Raw genomic sequence first — 20,952 nt, 5'->3', positions numbered from 1 at the left:
AATACATTAGCTTAAACACAGAATTGATCTATTTGCATGGCTATTCACTACATCGCGGAACAGGAAGAACTCGAACAACTAACAGAAGATCTCCGGCATAAAGCTGAAATTGCTATAGATCTTGAGTTCGACCGAAATCGCTATCGTTACGGCTTTAATATGTGCCTGATGCAGATTTATGATGGAGCCGACTGCTTTCTGGTTGACCCTCTAAGTGATAACCTGAATATCGAAACGATCTTCCCTCCTATTGAAAACCCGGATATTCAAAAAGTGGTTTTTGCTTTTGGGGAAGACCTCAGGCTCTTTCATTCCATGGGTTGCTTTCCCAAAAATTTATACGATTTAGATATAGCTACAAGTCTGCTAAATTTTGAACCCGCTTCGCTTACAAACCTGATTGAAGAAGTACTGGATGTAGTCGTAAACAGTTCTTCTCAGCAGAGTAACTGGTACAGGCGCCCGTTAACCGATCAGCAAAAAGAATATGCTGCTGATGATGTGCTATACCTTTTGGATTTTAAAGAAGCCGTTGAAAAACAGGCTCGGGAAAGAGCCTTAACCGAATGGATAGAGCAAGAGAATGCCGTATTTAATCACCTCGACTACAGTGATGAAGACCACAATAATCTGATTAAAGATAAAGACAAAAATGACATGACTATGTTTGAGTGGTTTGTCTATTGTCGCCTTATTGAGTTCTTTGATGAAGTTGCCCAAAGTTACAACAAGCCCGTTTATCAGTTAGTAAGTAAGAAATTGGTGAGTGATTTAGCCCAAAATCCCCACAAAGTACACCAGTGGGAAGATACCAGAGGTGTTTTTAGACAGATTAAAACAGCTGACTTCCGGTCTCAGCTTCAGTCAACACTGGATATCAGTATCAATGAAGCGGAATCTCGTGGACTTTCAAAAAGCAAGAAAGCCAGCGAGACCATGACCAAGTCTGAATATCAAGCGATGAGAAAAGAACAGCACCGAATCAATAATCTTACCAACAAGCTGCTCTCTCCTATCCAGGACCGCCTGATTCATGACTATGGCAAACATACAAAAGCTTTCATTCTGCCTAACCGCCTTACCAAAGAAATTATTTCCGGGGATACCGAACTTATGCCCGACTACAAAGTTAAGCTTTTCCGAAAATATGCCGATGAATTAGACCTTGATTTAAGTGAGTTTATTTAAGGAATTTTATCTGTTTTCCAGCCGTTAGGAAAGCTTTATTAAACTATTCATCAATTTAGAAATGCAACAACAGTATCAGAAGTATACCCAGGAAGATCAGGAAGTTTGGAATATTCTAGCTGCAAGGCAGTTGAATAATTTACCCGGAAAAGCACATCCCACCTATCTCAATTGCTTAGAAGAACTCGAAGATGTTTTGAACCCTAATTCAATCCCAAAATTTGAAGAGCTAAATTCAGTTTTAATGGATAAGCAGGGCTGGTCTATTACTGTGGTTCCCGGATTGATTCCAGTTGAACAATTTTTTGAGCTTCTAAAAAACAGAAAGTTTAGCGCTTCTACTTGGTTAAGAAATAAAAGCCAGCTTAATTATCTGGAAGAGCCTGATATGTTTCACGATATATTTGGTCACATACCCATGCTCATGAACGAGCCCTATGCTGACTTTGCCCAAAAGCTTGGAGAACTGGGAGTAAAATATATTGACGACAAAAAAACGGTAACCCAGTTACAGCGGCTTTACTGGTTTACTATTGAATTTGGGCTCATTCAATCTGGAAACGAACATTTGATATATGGAGCCGGCATTATTTCATCTTCGGGAGAAACGGATCATGTGATGAACGATGATGTGGAAGTGGTGCCCTATGATATTTTTAAAATCATTGAGCAAGATTTTATCACTTCCGAGATACAAACAAAGTACTTCTCTCAAAATGATTTTGATCAGCTTTATACCTCAATTGAAAACCTTGAGAAAGTGCTAAGCGAAGTAAACGAAACCGCTTAAGTTAGTCGATGCTTTTCGTTGGAGGCAACGTTTTCTACCGTCCATTCCAGCCGTTCCTGGAATGGATGCTTCCTCACTTCACAATTACTGACTTTACATAGTGAACAGGAAAATTCCATGCAGTAATCGGTATGCACAAACAGCTCAATACGGTTCCCGAACTTATTAGCAATTAGTTCTTCCAGACGATCTACCTCGGCATGCGCTTCTCTTACATCGAGATACCAAGGTAAGGTCAGGTGGCAATCCACATGCAACACACGGCCATATTTGATGATGCGGAGATTATGCAGATCTACCCATTTTTCTTCCCGGTTTTTTTGAAGATAGGCTACCAACTCTTCCAGTAACTGCTCATCCGACTCATCCATAATACCAGCAACAGCTGCCCGTAAAATCTTTATTCCCATTTTGATAATAAGCAGTGCAAATAGGATCGCTACAGCTCCATCCAGCCAGAGGATGTTGGTAAATCGAATCAGCAGCAAACCGCCGATAATACCAATTGTAGTGTAGGTATCGGTTTGAAGGTGTTTCCCGCTTGCCTGTAAAGCCAGAGAGTCGTTCCTCTTTCCGGTTTGATAAGCCCAGTACCCAAATCCGTAGTTGATAGCTGCTGATATCCCGATCAACACGATACCAACATCTAAGCTATTTAACGGTTCAGGGTTTATAAAACTTTGAATAGCCTCAACCACGATAAATAACCCGGCCAGAGTAATCAGCGTACCTTCAATTCCCGCAGAAATAAATTCTACTTTACCATGACCATAGGGGTGATTAGCATCACGGGGGCGAGCTGAAAGGTACAGGCTGTACAAGCCAACAAATCCACTCAGAACATTGACGATACTTTCGAGCCCATCGGTTAAAACGGCAACTGAATTGGTGAGATACCAGGCCGTCATTTTGATGGCAAATAGAAGAACAGCTACCAGTACGATAAACTTTTGTACCCGGATATTCTCTTTGCTCTTACTCAAATTGCTATCGCTAAAATTTCACCTTTGATGTTCAATCTTCTTTGTTTGGAGTTCTTCCCCTATTCCCCAAACATTTCCTCATAATCTTTTTGAGACGCCTCGATTACTTTATAAGCATGTTCCGTATCAAAAATCCCCTCCACATATACATCATTCTGATTTTTACCGGGGATAAGTTTATAAGTCCCGAAATAGTGACGAAGGCGTTCAATCAATACCGGAGGAAGGTCATTCACACTTTGGATGTCAGAATAATACGTATCGTTATCTAGCACTGAAATGATTTTGTCATCAGCTTCATCGTGATCAACCATATGCAAACCACCAATGACACGAGCACTCAAAATTACCTCATTACGGTCAATAGGGCGTTCACTCAGAACACAAATATCCAACGGATCTTCGTCTCCTTTCACATCACCATTAGAAAGCTCACCTACATGGTTCCCACAATACGTTCTGGGAATGAAGCCATATAATGATGGAGGAAGTGATGAACTTCGCTGTGGGCGATCAACCCGCATATAGCCGGTTTTCTTATCTACTTCGTATTTGATGGTATCAAACGGGGTGAGTTCAATAAAGGCATTTACTACTTGGGGAGCATCATCTCCAACTTCCAGCCCATGCCACGGATGTGGCCTCCACCGGAAAAAAGGATTGGGAAATTTCATAGTTCGATGGTGAGTGTTAGAACTTTGATGAATAGGAATTTAAAGCTATTCCTTACATCGTACAAGAAAAGCCATGTTTAATATGAACTGCATTTCCTAAGAATAGAAAACCCTGATTAATTACTAGCGCAAGCGTCCGCTTGTGAGATGTTAAATCACTTTGTAATGCCACACCTTGTCCAAGCGGACGCTTGAACTAGCTATGCATTTATCTTCCTTTAATAAAAAACCCTGATTAGCACTTCAGCCAATCAGGGTTTTATCCTGTTTTCCATGAAAATCGTAAGTGCGTATCGCAATACGCCCCAACGGTATAATTAATTAATTAAGAGCAACCAGTAGTAGAACCACAGGTGATACACTTCATACAGGTTCCGTTACGAACCATCGTCATGCTTCCGCATTCCGGGCAGGCTTCGCCGGTGTATCCCATTTGTTTGGCTTTGTCGTACTCACTTTCGTAGCTGTCGCTTTTTACGGCTTGAGTTTGTTGCTCTTCAACCGCTGTCTGGCTGGTATCTACAGCCGCAGGTGCCGGTTCTTTTTTAGGAGCCGGTTGTTGTTTCGCAACCGCATCAGCTGATCTTTCAAACTCAGAGCTGTCTACGTCAGGATTCGCATCCTGAGTAGGACGTAAGTTTCTGGTTTCGATCTGATCGGCCGGTACGTGAGCTAAGTCTTCTCTTCCGAGGTAAGTCACAGCCAGTTCACGGAAGATGTAATCAATTACAGATGTACTCATCTTCACGTGTGGGTTTCCGTTTACCATACCGCTTGGCTCAAACTTGGTGAATGTAAATGCATCCACAAATTCTTCCAGAGGTACACCATGCTGCAATCCAAGTGAAATGGAAATTGCAAAACAGTTCAGCAAGCTTCGGAAAGCAGCACCTTCACGATGCATATCGATGAAAATCTCACCAAGCTGACCGTTCTCATATTCCCCTGTTCTCAGGTAAACACTTTGTCCGCCAATTTTAACTTTCTGGGTATAACCTTCACGTCGGAATGGAAGTCGCTGACGACGAGCTACATATTTATGAATGATTCGCTCTGCTACTTCAAGGACTTTATCCTGAGCCATTGTGGTTTCCGCATCGGCAGGAGCTTCTTCATCTTCATCCACAATCTCTTCAAGCACATCGGCCATAGAGTTCAGTGGCTGACTTAATTTAGATCCGTCACGATACAGCGCATTCGCTTTCAACATCATCTCCCAGGAATCCATGTAAGCGTCCTTCATATCTTCGATAGTCGCTTCGTTTGGCAGGTTGATGGTTTTTGAAATAGCGCCGGAAAGGAAAGGCTGAGCTGCAGCCATCATTCGGATATGTCCTTTAGCTGAGATGAACCGGGTTCCGATTCGACCACAACGGTTAGCACAGTCAAATACGGCATAATCTTCTTCTTTCAGATGCGGAGCACCTTCAACCGTCATGGTACCACAAACATAATCGTTGGCATCCTGAACTTGTTCCTGGCTAAATCCGAGGAAGCGGAGCATGTCAAAGTTCATGTCATTGAGTTGCTCATCAGAAATCTCGAGCACTTCTTTACAGAAGTCTTCACCGAGCGTCCACTGATTGAAGGCAAACTTGATATCAAAACTTCCAGGCAGTGCTTCATTAACGGCATCAATCTGCTTTTTGGTGAAGCCTTTCTCACCCAGAGTATCCGCATTAATATGAGGACAACCTTCGAGAGAACCGGTTCCTTTAGCGTAGTTGATAATATCCTGAGATTCCTTAGCAGAATAACCAAGGTTCTTAAGCGCTTTAGGGACGGCTTGATTAATAATCTTGAAGTATCCGCCACCGGCTAATTTCTTGAATTTCACTAGTGCGAAATCAGGCTCAACACCGGTTGTATCACAATCCATCACCAAACCAATGGTTCCGGTCGGTGCCAATACGGTCACCTGTGCATTACGATATCCGTGCTTTTTACCAAGCTTAACGGCTTTATCAGATGCTTTTTTAGCGGCTTTCACTAAATAATCCGGACAGATAGAAGCGTCGATTCCCATCGGCTTCACGGTCAGTCCTTCGTACTCTTCAGGGTCAGCATTGTAAGCTGCACGTTTGTGGTTGCGAAGTACTTTGAGCATATGCTCTTTGTTTCGCTCATAACCTTCAAACGATCCTAACTCCTTCGCCATTTCGGCAGAAGTTGCATAGGAGGTCATGTGCATAGTTGCGGTAATTGCCCCTGCAACAGCAGCACCTTCTTCACTGTCGTATGGAAGTCCTTGTACCATCAGTGCAGCACCAATGTTGGCATATCCAAGACCGAGCGTACGGAATTTGTAAGACAGGTCTGCAATTTCCTTAGATGGAAACTGAGCCATGAGTACAGAAATTTCCAGTACTACTGTCCAGATTCGGGACGCATATTCCAGCGATTCAATATCGAATTCTTTATAGTCGCCATCCCCTTTGAAATATTTCATCAGGTTGAGGGAAGCCAGGTTACATGCGGTATTGTCGAGGAACATGTACTCAGAGCAAGGGTTACTTGCATTGATCGGACCATCTTCGGGGCATGTATGCCATTCGTTGATGGTGTCATGATACTGTGTTCCCGGATCGGCGCAAGACCAAGCTGCATAAGCAATGTCATCCCAAAGCTCACGAGCTTTCATCGTTTTCATTGGTTTTGGATCACGCCCTTCTTCTTCGGCATCATCCAATTCCACACGACCATATAAGTGCCAGTCTTTATCTTCCTTCACTGCTTTCATAAAGGAGTTCGGCACGCGAACCGAGTTATTTGAATTCTGACCGCTTACTGTAGAGTACGCTTCAGAATTCCAATCGGTATCATAGGTATCAAATTCTAAATCAGTGAAGCCTTGTGCAGCAAGCTGAATTACACGCTCGATATAATTAAGAGGTACTTGCTCTCTTTTAGCTTTACGGATTTGGTTAGCCAGTTCTTTGTTTTTCAGCGGATCACGGCTCATAGCTCCGTTGAAAGTACGGCCTTCAATCTCTACCGGTGTATGGCAAAGGTTGATAATTTTCTTAAGGTGCTTCTGCACATTTTTAGATCCGGCTACAAGAGCTGCAACTTTCTGCTCTTCACGAACTTTCCAGTTGATGTACTCTTCAATATCCGGGTGATCCAGATCAAGCGTTACCATTTTGGCAGCCCGACGTGTTGTACCGCCTGACTTGATAGCGCCGGCAGCACGGTCACCTATTTTCAGGAAGCTCATTAAACCGGAGCTTCTTCCTCCGCCGCTAAGTGGCTCTTCAGATCCACGGATTTTAGAGAAGTTACTTCCTGTACCTGAGCCATATTTAAACAAGCGAGCTTCACGAACCCAAAGATCCATGATACCGCCTTCATTTACTAAATCATCATCTACACTCTGGATAAAGCACGCATGGGGTTGTGGATGGGTGTATGCATCTTCAGACTTTTTCAATTCGCCTGTTTTACCATCCACATAATAATGCCCTTGTGCCGGGCCATTAATTCCGTATGCCCAATGTAATCCGGTATTGAACCACTGTGGACTGTTTGGTGCTGCCATCTGATTGGCAAGCATGTTTGCCAGCTCGCTGTAAAATACTTTCGCATCATCTTCACTGTCAAAGTAGTCATGTTTCCAGCCCCAGTAAGTCCAACATCCCGCCAAACGATGGAAAACCTGCTTGCTGTCTATCTCATGCGTATATCTTTCTTCTTCCGGAAGTTCTTGTAAAGCTTTCTCATCAGCTTCAGATCGCTGAAGCCATTTCGGCACGCCTTTCTCTTTAACCTTTTTCAATTTCGCCGGTACTCCCGCCTTACGGAAATATTTTTGAGCGATTACATCTGTTGATACCTGCGACCAGCTTTCAGGAACAACCACATTTTCCATATGGAATACCTGGGAACCGTCGGGGTTTTTAATTTCAGAGGTGCGTGTTGCGAATTCGATAGCGTCAAATGGAGTCTTCCACTCAGACTTAGTATAGAAGCGAGTAAATTTCATTGGCGTACTTCGTTAGTGTATTAATGTTGTGTTGAAACCTTCGTAGATGAGAGACAATATTATTCGTAATCCCGATACCTTATCTCCTAAAGAAGTACGAATTAATATAGACGAGACAAGGTGTTTGGGCAAGAAAAAAATCAATTACTTTTCCACAATATTTAGGACTTATCCACATCTGTTAAATCACAATTTGAAAGCATGCATGATTAAGCAATATTATTATATTAATTATTATAAATAATCATATATACTAGATTAACAGAAAATAAGCTTGTGCTTATAAGCATTCATAAAAATACATATGAGCATATTTGTTCTGGTTTTATATTTGACTCCCTCTGAATAGTTATCCACATCTGGAATTCCAGAAAAACCCATTATTCTAGATTTTTATAAATATTTTTATCCTTTAATTAGTAATTAATTTATTAATTATAAGGAACATCTTTTATGTAATTTACCTTACTAAAAAACATATATCTCTAATTACAATTTTAGAGAGACATTGTAAAAACCATTGCGGGCTAATGCCTAGAGGGGTATAGCAAAACCAATCAAAAATTTACCGGGTGTCTTTCTTAACTGACAACACCCGGTAAAAGAGAAAAGCTGAATTATTTAGAAATTGAACTTTACACCACCTTTAAATTGAAAACCGGGAGTATTAAAACCGTAAACTTCGGTGTAATCTGCGTCCAATAAATTGTCCAGTGATACAAAAACAGTGAGCTGATCCTGAAGCAGTTTGTACTGAGCATTTGCATTCAGCAATACATAACTATCCAGTTCAACTTCCTCCGTAACAAAAGTGGCATTGTTGAAAAAGAGGTCCGCTCTTGCCCCTACAAATTGACCGCTCACATTGAAGAATAGTTTTGGACTTAATTGCTGTGTGATATTAGCTCCAAAATTATGGTCAGGTCGACGAATGAGGTTATCCGTTTCTTCCCCGCCTTCAGTAATAGCACCATCCAGGTAGTTATAAAAGAACCCTAAGGTTGTTTGGTAGAAACGGTATGAAGCAGACAGTTCCACTCCAGAATCATTCTGCTCATTCACGTTGATATATCCGAGTGTTCCGTCGTAAGAGATCAAATCATCTATGGTTCGCTGGAAATAAATTACCGAGGCAGATAAGCTTCCATCCAAAGATCGATACTCAATACCGGCGTCAAGGGTAAGGCTTTGCTGGGGCTTCAGGTCAGTATTGGCACCAAATGGTCCAAACAGTTCGTTAAGTGTTGGGGCCTTAAAGCCTGAACTAACTGATGCCAGTAGTTTAACCTGGCTGTTTACATTATAAACCGGAGCCACATTGTAGGTCCAGTTACTTCCATATTCTGAGTGATTATTGAGACGCAAACCCAACTCTCCATTTAAGCCAAATCCGGATTTCAAGAATACGGTGGCGTATGGACTGAGGATCTGTGAACCTTCATCAATTCCATCAAGCTGGAAGTCGAGATTTTGAATATTAAAACCAGCAAGAAATCGAACGTTATCAAATTTGTTGTAGGTGGCATACAAATCAGAATCGAACAAACTCGCTTCAGGGTTAAAGACCCCAAAAGCATCAGTAAATTTTCGTTCTGTTTGAGTCAATGTAGCCGACTCTTTAATTTCAAAATCACCTTTTCTAAACGTCAGGCGTGCACCCGTATTCAAGAGAGTCGCTTCGTACCGGTTATCGGCATCTGAGAAAGCACCTCCGTCATAATCTCCATCATATTCGGAGTAATTCAGAAACGGAGTGACCGTCAAACCTTCCAGCGGTTTCAACGAAACCTGACTGTTAACAGCATTACGTTCGAAACCATCCTTAGTGAAAATATTTCCCTGGGTTGGTTCAGCTTCAGAAATTCCATCTGTTTGTATCCTGCTTAGGCTTACGGAATAATCTACCAAGGCTGAACTTCCATTCACCCCTACACCCCACTCATTGGTTTTAAAAGAGCCATAAGATATTTTTCCTGTTGTATTGAAAGATCCTTGCTCACTTTTTTTAGTGATGATATTAACCACTCCAGCTATGGCATCAGAGCCATAAAGGGTACTCATACTTCCTTTCACAATTTCGATACGCTCTACACTCTCCAGAGGCAGGAGCCTTAAATCGAAAGCCCCGCCTTCCCCGGAAGGATCGGTGACCGGAAAGCCATCTATCAGAATAAGAGTAAACTGCGTAGATGCCCCCCTTAAATACACCGATTTATCTTTACCTGGATTTGAATTGGCCCCATTTATGATAATCCCATTTTGCTGGTTCAGTAATTCTGAAATTGAAGAGCCGGCATGCCTCTCTATTTCTTCACGGTCAATAACGGTTACCGGCTTTGTTGTTTCGCGGGCCGGAGTCGGGGTTTTAGATGCAGTAACTACAACTTCTCCTAAATTTAAAGTGTCTGCTACCTGCGCAAAACTTGTTTGGGATGCCGCCAGGATAATAATAACTGATAGTGTGGATAAGAACTTCATGTGTTGTTTCTTTTCTTTGGTTTTGAATATGATTAGGCGGGTAAAGCTTTTGAGAACCAAATACAGTCATTCCACAGAATAGCAAATCATGAAATAAAACCAAGGTATAGTTCAGTGCTAAAAGCATAAATCTTAACTGCACATCTTTTTACCCGAAAGAGGCGCGTCGGTTAAATGATGGCAGGTCTCCTGGCTTATCCGGGGGCAGCGCCTTCCCGTCCCATTAGGAACAGTGGCAAAGGTGAGGCTGCATTCATTCGCAAATCGCGAATTCGGATTACAGTTGCGGGAACAGCTCTCGTATTTCACGAGATTCCCTTTTAACTCTGGTTGATGATATAATCAAACCGAGACCATCATTAATTCGTAACAAAAGTAACGAGTTTATCTTAAAATACAAACGAACTTATAGTTTTATAAGTTATTCATAGCCAATCAATTATTTCATCCATGATTTTCTTAAAGCAAGTATTTCATCTACTCCTCCCACTACTTTTAGTAGTGGGACTAAGCTTAACTCAGCATTCGGATGTGATTGCACAAAACACAAAATCTGAAAGCTCTGTCATAACCATTCCTGTTTCAAAAGTTGACCCCTCTTCTGTTAAAGCAGAACCTGCTGATGGGGAAAATTGGCGGCTATTTACACTTCCAAAGAAAGACCACACAAAGTACGAGCCTGTTACCGAAGACGGTGAAACTTTTATCAAGTCAACCAGCAATAACAGTGCATCAGGCCTGCTCTATATGACAGATATCGATCCAAAACAGTACCCGATAATGGAATGGACCTGGAAAACTGATGGGGTTCTGGAGAATGGAAATATGTCTAAGAAAGGCGGTGATGATTATTCGGCAAGAATCTACGTAACCTTTAAATACGATAAAGCTGACCTTCCCCTGGGTGAAAGAATTAAATATGGAACCCTCAAAACATTTACGAGTTTCGAAATCCCCCTCCGTTCGTTGAATTACGTATGGGCCAACACGCAGCCTGTCGGCACATTCCAGGAGAATGTATTCACTAACTGGGTTTATATGATAGCCGTGGAATCAGGAAATGAGAAAGCCGGGCAGTGGGTTACTTCCAGAGTCAATATTTATGAAGACTACAAAAAAGCCTTCGGTGAAGAGCCAAAGAATATTGAGAGTATTACCATTATGACAGATTCAGATAATACCGAAGGCTCAGCAAACGGGTATTTCAAAAACATTTATTTTAAGGAGAGTAAATAAATTGTCAAACTTCAGCCTCATTTAGTGGCAGAAGAACAATAAATTCACTTCCACTACCTTCTTCCGACTGTACTTTAATTGTACCTCCGTGTAATTCTATTAACTCATTGCATAGTATCAGTCCAAGTCCGGTTCCTTTCTCTTTACTTGTTCCCAACCTTTTTGGGCGATATGATTTGTTAAATAAGTTCTCGATAACATCAGCACTCATACCTATTCCAAAATCTTTGATACGGAATTCAGCAGTATTGGAATCTATTTTTTTGCCCTTTATTACTATCTGACTTTCAGTTCTTGAAAACTTAACGGCATTGGAGATCAAGTTTCTAAAAACAGTTCCCAGCATATCCTGATCGCCATGAACTTCTATGTCACCCACTTCATTTACAATCTCAATATTCTTTTTTATCAATGATGGCTTTACAAAAGACTCACAATCCACTATTAGACTGCTAATATTTACCAACTTATTATTACTGGGCATGAAGGTGTTTTGTGCTTTAATCCACTTCAATAGATTTTCCATAAGCTGATTTGCATTTCTTGCAGAGTTAATGGCCAATTTCAGCTTATACCAATATTCTTCCTCCAAATCTAAAGACTCAAAATCTTCCTTTAAAACCTCAAGTAATCCAATAATACCATTAAATCCACCCCTCAGGTCGTGCGCTATTATTGAGTACAGCTTTTCTTTTTCCTCATCGTTCTTCTCTAACCTCTTATTCTGTTCAATGATCTTTTGCTCAGCTTCAACTTGTTTGGTAATATCCTGAAAGGTTCCCCTAAGTTTTTTGACTTTACCATCTACCAAAGACGCATATCCGATAGCTCTCACCCATTTCTTTACACCTTTAGCTGAAGTAAACCTCAACTGGAGATCGTAGCTCTCTCCTGTTTCAATAGTTTTTTGCAGTGCCTTTTCTACTAACGCTTTAGACTCTCCTTCAAAGTAACTCAAGCCTTCATCTACCATTATCTCCGCACCTATTTCTTTATCATGGATTCGGTAGACCTCCTCTGTCCAATACAATTTCCCAGAATCTACATCAAACTCCCAGCCTCCCACAGATGCCATTTTCTGAGATTCATTTAACATAAACTCCGTTCTCTTACTTTCTGTGATGTCCCTTGAAGTCGTCTGAATTGCAGTGACTTCTCCCATAGAGTTAATTACGGGTTCCGCTGAGGCGTGTACCCAAATATAGTCTCCATTTTTTTGCCTCATCCTATATTCAATATCTCCAACAGGGGTTCCTTCCATTACTTTTTTATGATTGAGCTGTGCCCTTTGTTCAATATCATCAGGATGAATCAAGTCGTATGGAGAAGTATTAATAAGCTCATCAGCGCTGTACCCCAAAATTTCTATAGAAGACTCCGAAACAAAAGTATAGGTGCCATCAGGCTTGTGAAGGCAGATTAATTCTGAAGAATTTTTTGATAAAACCTCATAGGCCTCTTTTTCTGAAATCAGATTTTCTTCCAAATTCTTACGGTAAATAACACCGCCAGCCCACTCACCTAAAAGGATAATTAAATCGTGATCAGCTTTACTAAATCCCTCTTTTTTTGGTTTAGAACTCGAGAAATTTATGGTTCCATATAATTTCCCATCAACCATAATTGGCACTCCAATGTATGCCTCAAGCTGAAAAGCATTGTAACAGGGGTGCATGTTATATTCGCTTTTCTTCATATTAGCCACAGAAAAAACACCCTCTGACTCTAAAGTTATACTGCAGTAGGTATTCCCCAGTTCAAAATTTTGCCCTTTATATAAATCTACTCCTTCGGGACTAAAGTGTTCAACGATGTACTTATTGGCCCAAATACTGCTAATAATTCCTATTTCTAACCCAAGCAATTCACAGGTTGACTCTAACGCGTAATATAATTGTTCATCAAGCTTCTTATTGTTTTGTGATACGATGTCAATAAGTAGCTTGGTTCTCTTTTCACCATAATGCTTATCTAGCATATTTTCTGGTCTTTAAATAAAAATTATCTACTCTTTCCTCTAAACTTCGATTAATATAGTATTAAATAAGGCCTGATAGAATTGTAGCGTAATTGAAGCCCAATCTTTTAATATTCTTATCTACTTAGAAAAAATATTTAAACGTTGACTAACTGTCAGTTTCTGTTAATAATGCACTACTTTAAAATAAGGCAGTATTATTCATTTAGGTTAGAAAAACATCATGAAAAAGATAAATAAAATCATGCTCTTTGGCGGGGGCATAGTCTTGGGATTTGTGTTGGCGTTCACGCTCATTCAGGATAAAGAGGCACCCATCACTTCCACAATGGTTCAGGATGCAGCTTCCATTATTGGGCTTGAATTTACACAAGCCGAAAGAGACACCATGATTGATGAGCTTGAGGATACCCGGGAGAATCTGCAAACTATCCGAAATATGAAGCTGAATAATTCGATTCCTCCTGCTTTAACTTTTAATCCAATTCCGGTTGGTAAAAGATTTAATTTCCAACAAAAATCCCAAGTTTGGGACCTGCCTGGTGATGTAGTTCTTCCCGAAAATAAAGATGAACTTGCCTTCTATACCATTGGCGAGTTAGCCTCCCTCATCAAAGACAGAAAAATTACTTCTGTAGAACTTACTGAGTTTTTCCTGAATCGCATCGAAGAGTATGATGATGAGTTAGAAGCCATCGTAACTGTAACCAGAGAAAGAGCATTACAACAGGCTCAACAAATGGATGTAGAGCTGGAGCAGGGAGTTTACCGAGGCCCTTTGCATGGAATTCCCTATGGAGCTAAAGATCTATTAGCAGTAGAAGGATATAAGACAACCTGGGGCGCTACTCCTTATAAAGATCAAATGATAAATGAGACCGCTACGGTCGTACAAAAGCTGGATGCTGCCGGAGCCGTACTCATTGCCAAAACAACTCTTGGCGCTTTAGCCTACGGTGATATTTGGTTCGGTGGCCGCACGAACAATCCATGGGACTTAGAACAAGGCTCAAGTGGCTCTTCTGCGGGATCTGCTTCAGGTACGGCTGCAGGATTATTCCCTTTCGCTATCGGCACTGAAACCCTTGGCTCTATTGTATCTCCATCTACCAGAAATGGCACAACAGGCCTCCGCCCTACCTACGGCCGGGTAAGCCGAACCGGGGCTATGGCTTTGAGCTGGACGATGGATAAAATCGGCCCTATTACCCGTAGTGTAGAAGATGCTGCCCTAGTGTTCAATGCTATTTATGGTCCAGACGGAAAGGACCAGACCATTATCGACCTCCCCTTTAATTACAATGCTGATCTTGATATCAAGACGCTTAAAATTGGTTATCTAAAATCTACTTTCGAACGTGACTATTGGAACAAAGAACGGGACAGCCTTGTACTTGCAACAATGAGAGACCTTGGCGTAGAGCTCATCCCTTTTGAACTTCCGGAATTTAATGCCGGAGCGCTGAGTCTGATTTTAACTGCTGAAGGCGCAGCTGCTTTTGATCAACTTACCCTTTCAAATCAGGATGATTTAATGAAATGGCAGGAACCTAATGCGTGGCCAAATTCTTTCAGAGCGGCTCATTTCATTCCAGCTACTGAGTACATTAATGCCAACCGGGCTCGTTATGAGTTAATCCAAAAAATGGATTCGGTTATGCAAAAGGTTGACGTGTACATATCTCCTTCATTTGGTGGAGGAAACTTATTGGTTACTAATTTAACAGGTCACCCAAGTGTTGTACTTCCTAATGGTTTTACCGATGATATGCACCCAACCAGTATCACATTTATGGGAGACTTGTTTAAAGAAGCGGAAGTGCTTTCAGTAGCCAAAGCTTATCAGGATGCGACAGATCACCACAAAAAACACCCCCCTTTATTCTCAAACTAATTAAGAATGAAACACTATACTTAAGCTGAATATTTTACGCTAAGTTATTATAATTAAGTAAAATACTTTTAATTACTTTGTGTTTTAAGTAATTCTTTCAGAGATTAAAAGCACTTGCTAAGTCAATCGGGTAGAATGGGTAACAGATTTATTGTTTTAAAACCAAATAGTCTGGTAAAAGCAGGTTATTACATTACAGCGCCTTTTTTCATTGCCGTTTCTATCTATCTGTTATACTCTTTCTTTTCGCGTGGAATCGGAACCAGCTCTCTCTTAATCCTTGACCTCTCTCTCGTTATTGCTTCTTTCCTAACGCTTTTAAGTTATGCACTTTCTTTGCCAGTCTTTCACCGTTTTCAGATTGTATTTCAGGATGACAAAGTTCAACAAACGGCACTCCTTAATAAGTCAATTCCTTATAGTGATATTAAAGTCATAATTGTAGGTAACGGAGGGATTGAAATTCATGGGAAAAATTTCTTCGACAAAATATCGATCGGTGACCTTTACCTGAACTTTGAAGAGGCAAGAGATTTCCTTTCAGAAAAAGTGAAGGATGAGAAAAACATTCGTTACAAGGGGAATTCAAGATATATTCAAGAATTCAAAAGCTGATTGTGATAATCACAGATCAATCCACTCCCCTCCTCTTTTGGATGATTCCATAATTGCTTCCACTATTCGTATATCCCGCAATCCATCCTCACCCGGCACCAATGGTTTGCTGTTTTCTTTGATACCTAAAGCATCATTATCCATCTGCCGAGCTTGCTGATGATTTGGATCAGCGGGCAACTTAATCCCGTCACTAGTTTCTCCCCGAACACCGCTATAGCTTTGCATTGGTCTGAGTTTATACCATCCTTCTTCGGCATCTACATCCAAGTAATTAGTCGACTTACCAAAGCTCGTTTCTCCGAATGCTGTAACTCCCTCAGGGAACCTCAGCTCAAATTCCGTAAACTCATCTACTTCACTATACATTTCTTCACGCTCTGACCATTGTTTTCCCCTAACAGCAATCGGCTCCATATTTGTGGCATATCGAGCTCCATTGATTGCGTAGACACCCATATCATAGAGAGCACCACCTCCAAGTTCTGCGCTTGCACGCCAGTTACCCGGCCCGTGACCACCACTGTAGCCCGCACCTGCTTTCACTTCCTTTACAGCACCGTAGGTTTTCTCCTTACCGTACTTAATAATGGTCTGTGTATTTGGCTCATGCTGCATTCGGTAGCCAATTGTAAGCTGCACCTTACTTTTGTTCGCGGCATTAATTAGTGCTTGGCAATCATCCACCGTTTTTGTCATTGGTTTTTCGCACCAAACATGCTTACCTGCTTCAGCCCCTATAATGGCATATTTGGCGTGAAGGCCGGTCGGAAGCACAATATAAATCACATCAATTTCATCGTTATTTGCCACTTCATGCATGTTTTGATAGTTATAAACATTGCCATCTGCTATACCGTAGCGCTCTTGCCAGCGTGGAATTTTATGCGGGGATCCAGTAACAATTCCTTTAAGCTCGCAGTGCTGTGTCATCTGCAAGCCCGGTGCTAATAATCCGGAAGCATAACTCCCTAAACCAACTAAAGCCACGCCTAGCTTGTCCTTTTTTCGTGGAATAATAATATTTGGAAAGCCGGCAACCAGAGAAGCACCGGCAATAAGCGAACCTGTCTTTTTAAAAAAATCTTTCCTTGAATATCGATTCGACATAACTAAAGTGTTTTGAGTAAGCGATTTAATAAGACCTAAAGAAGCAAACAGCTGAACATATTCAAATGTTCATTTTATCAAAAGAATCAAATATGGGAGCTATAATGCGCTGCTTGATCCTTTTACTTTATCTTTTCTAAAGGCAATTTTATACGTAACTCCATTTGTCCCATCCATAGTCCAATCCGCATCAATCTGACTTAGTAAGGCATGGATTAACGTCATACCAAGTGAAGAAGGCTTTTCAGCTTTATCATTTTCAGAAAACCCAATTCCATTATCAGAAATTGTACTGTGAATTACGTTTCCTTTTTCTTTAAGCTCTACTCTCAACTTCCCATTCTTAACACCTACAAAAGCATGCTCAAGAGCATTTGATAGTATTTCATTGAGGGAAAGAGCAAAAGGGATGGCCTGATTGATATTCAGTTCGATAGGTTCAATATGGGTTTCAATTTCAACTTTTGAACTGCCATAAGTAATACTGCTTTCTATTTGGTTGATTAGGTCATCAATATATTCAAGTACGGGAATTTGGCTCAGGTTCTGAGACTGGTATAACTTTTCATGAATCATCGCCATAGTTTGAATACGCATTTGGCTTTCCATAATCATCCGTTTGAGATTTGCATCTTCATACTCATATGCTTGCAACTCCAGCAAACCTGAAATAACAGCAAGATTATTTTTCACCCGGTGATGAATTTCCTGCAGCAGTACTTCCTTTTCATTTAATGTAGCCCGCAGTTCCGTTTCCCTTTGTTTTAAATCACTTATATCCTGCCCAGTGCCTATGATAAAAGTTTGGCGATCACGCTCGAAAAGAGCAGCGTTCACATTTCTTGATAAAACTTCGCCGTTCTTAGTAATTGGGTTTGACTCCAGACTCACTTTACCTTTTTTAAAAAGCTCCCTCCTTTTATTGAGTATAAGCTCTTTACTCTCCTCGGAGTACAAATTTGTTATAGAATTGTTCAACAAATCATCGATCGAAAACCCAAGATCATGAGCAAAGTTTTTATTCGCTCTTACCAAATTCAACTCTTCATCTAGCATAAAAAATGTGCCCGGCAAACCATCAATAATCGCATCTGCAAACCTTTTCTCTTCTATAAGAGCCTTCTCCATTTCTTTTTGCTTGCTGATGTTCATCCCAATTAAAAGAAATACCTCATCCCCATTCATTTCAATAGTACTACCCCTCCAAAAATAAGGGGAAATCTTCCCTCTCTTATGCTGAAGACTAATTTCTTCACCCGCAGGCTTATTTGCCAGAATCTTCTTTATAGCATCAGTGAGGGACTTGTAGCTTTCTTTGGGTATAAAATCAAAAGCTGACATTTTTATCAGCTCTTCGGAGGAATAGCCCGTCAGTTTTTCACCGGTTTTATTCCATAACAGCAGATTCATTCTTTTATCAACCACCGTCACAATACTGGGGAGGTTGTCAAGTATTTGCTGAGTGAAATTTCGTTGCTCAATGAGCGACTCCTTCATCGACAGCCTTTTTAGAAAATTTCCTATTATTTCAACAGTAGTTTTCAGTGTAAGCAGCTCATAATTTTCCCATGAACGCACTTCATTCGTAGAGTCAAAACCGATAAGCCCAAACCAATCTTCTCCCTGAAAAATGGGAAGTAATAACGCCGATGATATACCTTGAGCCTCCATAAGTTCCTTCTCAGGAGAAGGCAGCTCAGCAGTAGGGGAATTAACTATAAGGCCTGATGAGAGTCTCTGATGAAAAAAGGGAAATTCTTTATAAGGAATATTCTGTAAGTCCGGATTATCAATTTGGGGGTCTACCCCTTCGGCACATGCTTCGAACTGTTGACTAATTAATAATTCTCCTTCTTTGTTAATCTTGTTTGTAAAGAAGTAGATACGATCAGTTTTTGTTGCCCCCTGTAGAATGTGCAGCACTTTATCAAAAACAGAGATATCCGTGGCATCTACCAACAGATTTGAGCATTCTGCCAGTGCGTGTTGATATGAAAGTCTGTTTCTTAATTCATTTTCCGTCTCGCGTTGAGACTCCAGTTCGGAGATTTTCCGATCAGTAATTTCAAAAGAAGTACCTAAAATTGCGGACGGATTTCCTGACTCATCGTACTGTATCGTAATTTCGTCACGAAGCCAGATTTCTTGCCCATCTTGCCGCTTGAATCTGTATTCATTTATTGCCGACCCACCATCTTTCATTATTTGATGGAATCTACTGGCCACTTTTTCTTTGTCATCTTCGTGAATACGCTCAGCCCAGGGGAAATCACTTTCTAAAAAGTACTCTACAGAGAACCCGAGAATATCTTTGACATTTGGGCTGACAAAAGTAATTGGATAACTGTTCGTAGGTTCACACTTAAAAACAATAATGGAGCCGCTATTAAAGAGCTGTTCGGCATCATTACCGGTAAGTTTTTTCCCTTTATCTATCATTTAATTCTTTTACCTAAGTACTACAAATCCTTTCATATTATAAATATTTTTTCCTCTAATTACGTATTCTCTTAGAGATATTAAATATTCCGAAATGTATTATCGGATCAACTAAAAATATTATAAGTGCATATATGTCAGAGGATTACAAAATACCATCTAAAACTAGAATCGGCCATATACACCTAAAAGTCTCTGATCTGGATCGTTCACTTGAGTTCTACTGCGGTTTATTGGGTTTCGAGCTTATAACCACTTACGGCGATCAGGCTGCATTTATTTCTGCCGGAGGGTACCACCATCACATTGGCCTAAATACCTGGCAAAGTAAAGATGCCCCACCTGCACCAAAAAGCAGCACCGGATTGTTCCATACAGCTATTTTATATCCTACCCGGAAAGACTTAGCTGAAATATTGCAGCGGCTAATTGATGCCGACTATCCACTTTCAGGAGCTTCAGATCATGGCGTTTCTGAGGCACTTTATCTTGATGATCCGGATGAGAATGGAGTTGAACTATATTATGATCGCCCCAAAGACCAATGGCCCACAAAAGAAGATGGAAGCATTAAAATGTTTACCCGCCCTTTAGATTTGAAGGATCTGTTAAATGAACTGACTTAGAAAGTAATTTCAATCCAATAAAAGTTTTACTGAATCGTAATCTTAGCGCCCTTATCTTAGGGCAAAATCAATTCAACAATCATACTAACTCATGAAGAAGCTCTTTACTCTCTTATCCATTTTTGCTTTAGGTTTTACATCAACCGCAAATGAAGCGCTGCGCTGGGGGCAAATTGGTCACCGCACTACAGGTCATGTTGCTGAACAGTATCTCACAGAAAAGGCAGCTACTGAAGTGGAACGCGTTTTAGGAAATGAGTCGCTTGCTGAAGTAAGTACATGGATGGATGAAGTTCGCTCTGATGATAACTATGATTTCATGTCGCCATGGCATTATGTAACCATCCCTCCGGGTGAAACTTACGAGTCAGTAGAAAAAGCTGAAGGTGGAGATATTATTTGGGCTCTTGAAAAAGTAGTTCGTGAATTGAAAGAAGGCGGACTTTCAGCTCAGCAGGAAGAAGAAAATCTTAAAGTATTGGTTCACTTAGTTGGTGACCTTCACCAGCCTCTTCATGTTGGAAATGGTGATGACCGAGGCGGTAACGACGTTCGGCTGCAGTGGTTTTGGAGCAACTCTAACCTACACCGGGTTTGGGATAGCGAGATGATTGATGACAAACAGTTAAGTTATACGGAATTAGCTGACTACGTTAATCACCCAACCGATCAGCAAATAACAGAATGGCAAAGTACCTCAGTACGAGACTGGGCTTATGAATCTCAAGACATTCTTCCTCAGGTATATGATATTCCCGAAGACAAAGAGCTTAGCTATGAGTATTCTTTCAAAAACTGGGATACCGTTGAGCAACGCTTGGTTAAAGCAGGTGTACGAATGGCTGGTTTGATTAATGAGATTTATAAATGATCAACTTGTTTGCCAAACACCAATTTATTTTCACAAGACCACTCTATCTTAATTTTAATATAGAGTGTAAAAGCTGAGATAAAGTTTG

General features: G+C 40.8%; 14 protein-coding genes and 1 riboswitch. Of the genes, 7 read left to right on the top strand and 7 right to left on the bottom strand.

Annotation, left to right across the window (positions count from 1 at the left end):
* Nucleotides 1-36: 36 nt before the first annotated feature.
* Complete coding sequence (locus CL667_08195; protein MAL17678.1) at nucleotides 37-1,188, top strand: hypothetical protein; 1,152 nt, start codon at nucleotides 37-39, stop codon at nucleotides 1,186-1,188.
* Between the two features lie 61 nt (nucleotides 1,189-1,249).
* Entirely contained in the window at nucleotides 1,250-1,978 is a 729-nt protein-coding gene (locus CL667_08190) for a phenylalanine 4-monooxygenase (protein MAL17677.1), read from the top strand.
* On the opposite strand, the gene CL667_08185 is transcribed toward CL667_08190, so the two are convergent.
* The 4 genes from CL667_08185 to CL667_08170 all read right to left on the bottom strand — a co-directional run bounded on the left by CL667_08185 (nucleotide 1,975) and on the right by CL667_08170 (nucleotide 10,095).
* Nucleotides 1,975-2,961: a cation diffusion facilitator family transporter gene (locus tag CL667_08185; protein ID MAL17676.1), complete on the bottom strand. Its 987-nt coding sequence runs from the start codon at nucleotides 2,959-2,961 to the stop codon at nucleotides 1,975-1,977. The two genes, CL667_08190 and CL667_08185, sit on opposite strands and share 4 nt — an antisense overlap.
* 59 nt (nucleotides 2,962-3,020) lie before the next feature.
* Nucleotides 3,021-3,635, bottom strand: coding sequence for an inorganic pyrophosphatase (locus CL667_08180; protein MAL17675.1), 615 nt, complete (start codon nucleotides 3,633-3,635; stop codon nucleotides 3,021-3,023).
* A 325-nt stretch (nucleotides 3,636-3,960) separates the two neighbouring features.
* Nucleotides 3,961-7,617 carry a ribonucleoside-diphosphate reductase, adenosylcobalamin-dependent gene (locus tag CL667_08175; GenBank protein ID MAL17674.1) on the bottom strand — a complete coding sequence of 1,219 codons (3,657 nt, stop codon included), beginning with the start codon at nucleotides 7,615-7,617 and terminating at the stop codon, nucleotides 3,961-3,963.
* A gap of 621 nt (nucleotides 7,618-8,238) precedes the next feature.
* A complete protein-coding gene (locus CL667_08170) occupies nucleotides 8,239-10,095 on the bottom strand; it encodes a hypothetical protein (protein MAL17673.1) in 1,857 nt (618 codons plus the stop codon).
* 161 nt (nucleotides 10,096-10,256) lie between these two features.
* Nucleotides 10,257-10,468: riboswitch (cobalamin riboswitch) on the bottom strand.
* Nucleotides 10,469-10,545: 77 nt separating this feature from the next.
* Between CL667_08170 and CL667_08165 the strand changes: the two genes are divergently transcribed.
* Nucleotides 10,546-11,331, top strand: coding sequence for a hypothetical protein (locus tag CL667_08165; GenBank protein MAL17672.1), 786 nt, complete (start codon nucleotides 10,546-10,548; stop codon nucleotides 11,329-11,331).
* Between the two features lie 4 nt (nucleotides 11,332-11,335).
* Here the strand turns inward: CL667_08165 and CL667_08160 are convergent, their stop codons facing one another.
* Nucleotides 11,336-13,309, bottom strand: a complete 1,974-nt coding sequence (locus CL667_08160; GenBank protein MAL17671.1) for a hypothetical protein — start codon at nucleotides 13,307-13,309, stop codon at nucleotides 11,336-11,338.
* Between the two features lie 223 nt (nucleotides 13,310-13,532).
* Here CL667_08160 and CL667_08155 point away from each other — a divergent pair, with 223 nt between their 5' ends.
* On the top strand, nucleotides 13,533-15,203 hold the full coding sequence (locus CL667_08155) for an amidase (GenBank protein ID MAL17670.1): 1,671 nt from the start codon (nucleotides 13,533-13,535) through the stop codon (nucleotides 15,201-15,203).
* A gap of 135 nt (nucleotides 15,204-15,338) precedes the next feature.
* Entirely contained in the window at nucleotides 15,339-15,818 is a 480-nt protein-coding gene (locus CL667_08150) for a hypothetical protein (protein MAL17669.1), read from the top strand.
* Between the two features lie 9 nt (nucleotides 15,819-15,827).
* Here CL667_08150 and CL667_08145 read toward each other — a convergent pair whose 3' ends face one another.
* On the bottom strand, nucleotides 15,828-16,928 hold the full coding sequence (locus tag CL667_08145; GenBank protein ID MAL17668.1) for a glucose-fructose oxidoreductase: 1,101 nt from the start codon (nucleotides 16,926-16,928) through the stop codon (nucleotides 15,828-15,830).
* A 99-nt stretch (nucleotides 16,929-17,027) separates the two neighbouring features.
* Nucleotides 17,028-19,367: a hypothetical protein gene (locus tag CL667_08140; protein MAL17667.1), complete on the bottom strand. Its 2,340-nt coding sequence runs from the start codon at nucleotides 19,365-19,367 to the stop codon at nucleotides 17,028-17,030.
* Nucleotides 19,368-19,501: 134 nt separating this feature from the next.
* Between CL667_08140 and CL667_08135 the strand changes: the two genes are divergently transcribed.
* Nucleotides 19,502-19,993, top strand: a complete 492-nt coding sequence (locus CL667_08135) for a glyoxalase (protein ID MAL17666.1) — start codon at nucleotides 19,502-19,504, stop codon at nucleotides 19,991-19,993.
* Nucleotides 19,994-20,084: 91 nt separating this feature from the next.
* Nucleotides 20,085-20,864 (top strand): S1/P1 Nuclease, encoded by a 780-nt coding sequence (locus CL667_08130; protein MAL17665.1) that lies wholly within the window; start codon nucleotides 20,085-20,087, stop codon nucleotides 20,862-20,864.
* Nucleotides 20,865-20,952 lie beyond the last annotated feature (88 nt).

The organism is Balneola sp., from assembly GCA_002694685.1.
Classification (GTDB): Bacteria; Bacteroidota; Rhodothermia; order Balneolales; family Balneolaceae; genus Gracilimonas.
This window is presented reverse-complemented; position numbering and strand designations above follow the sequence as displayed.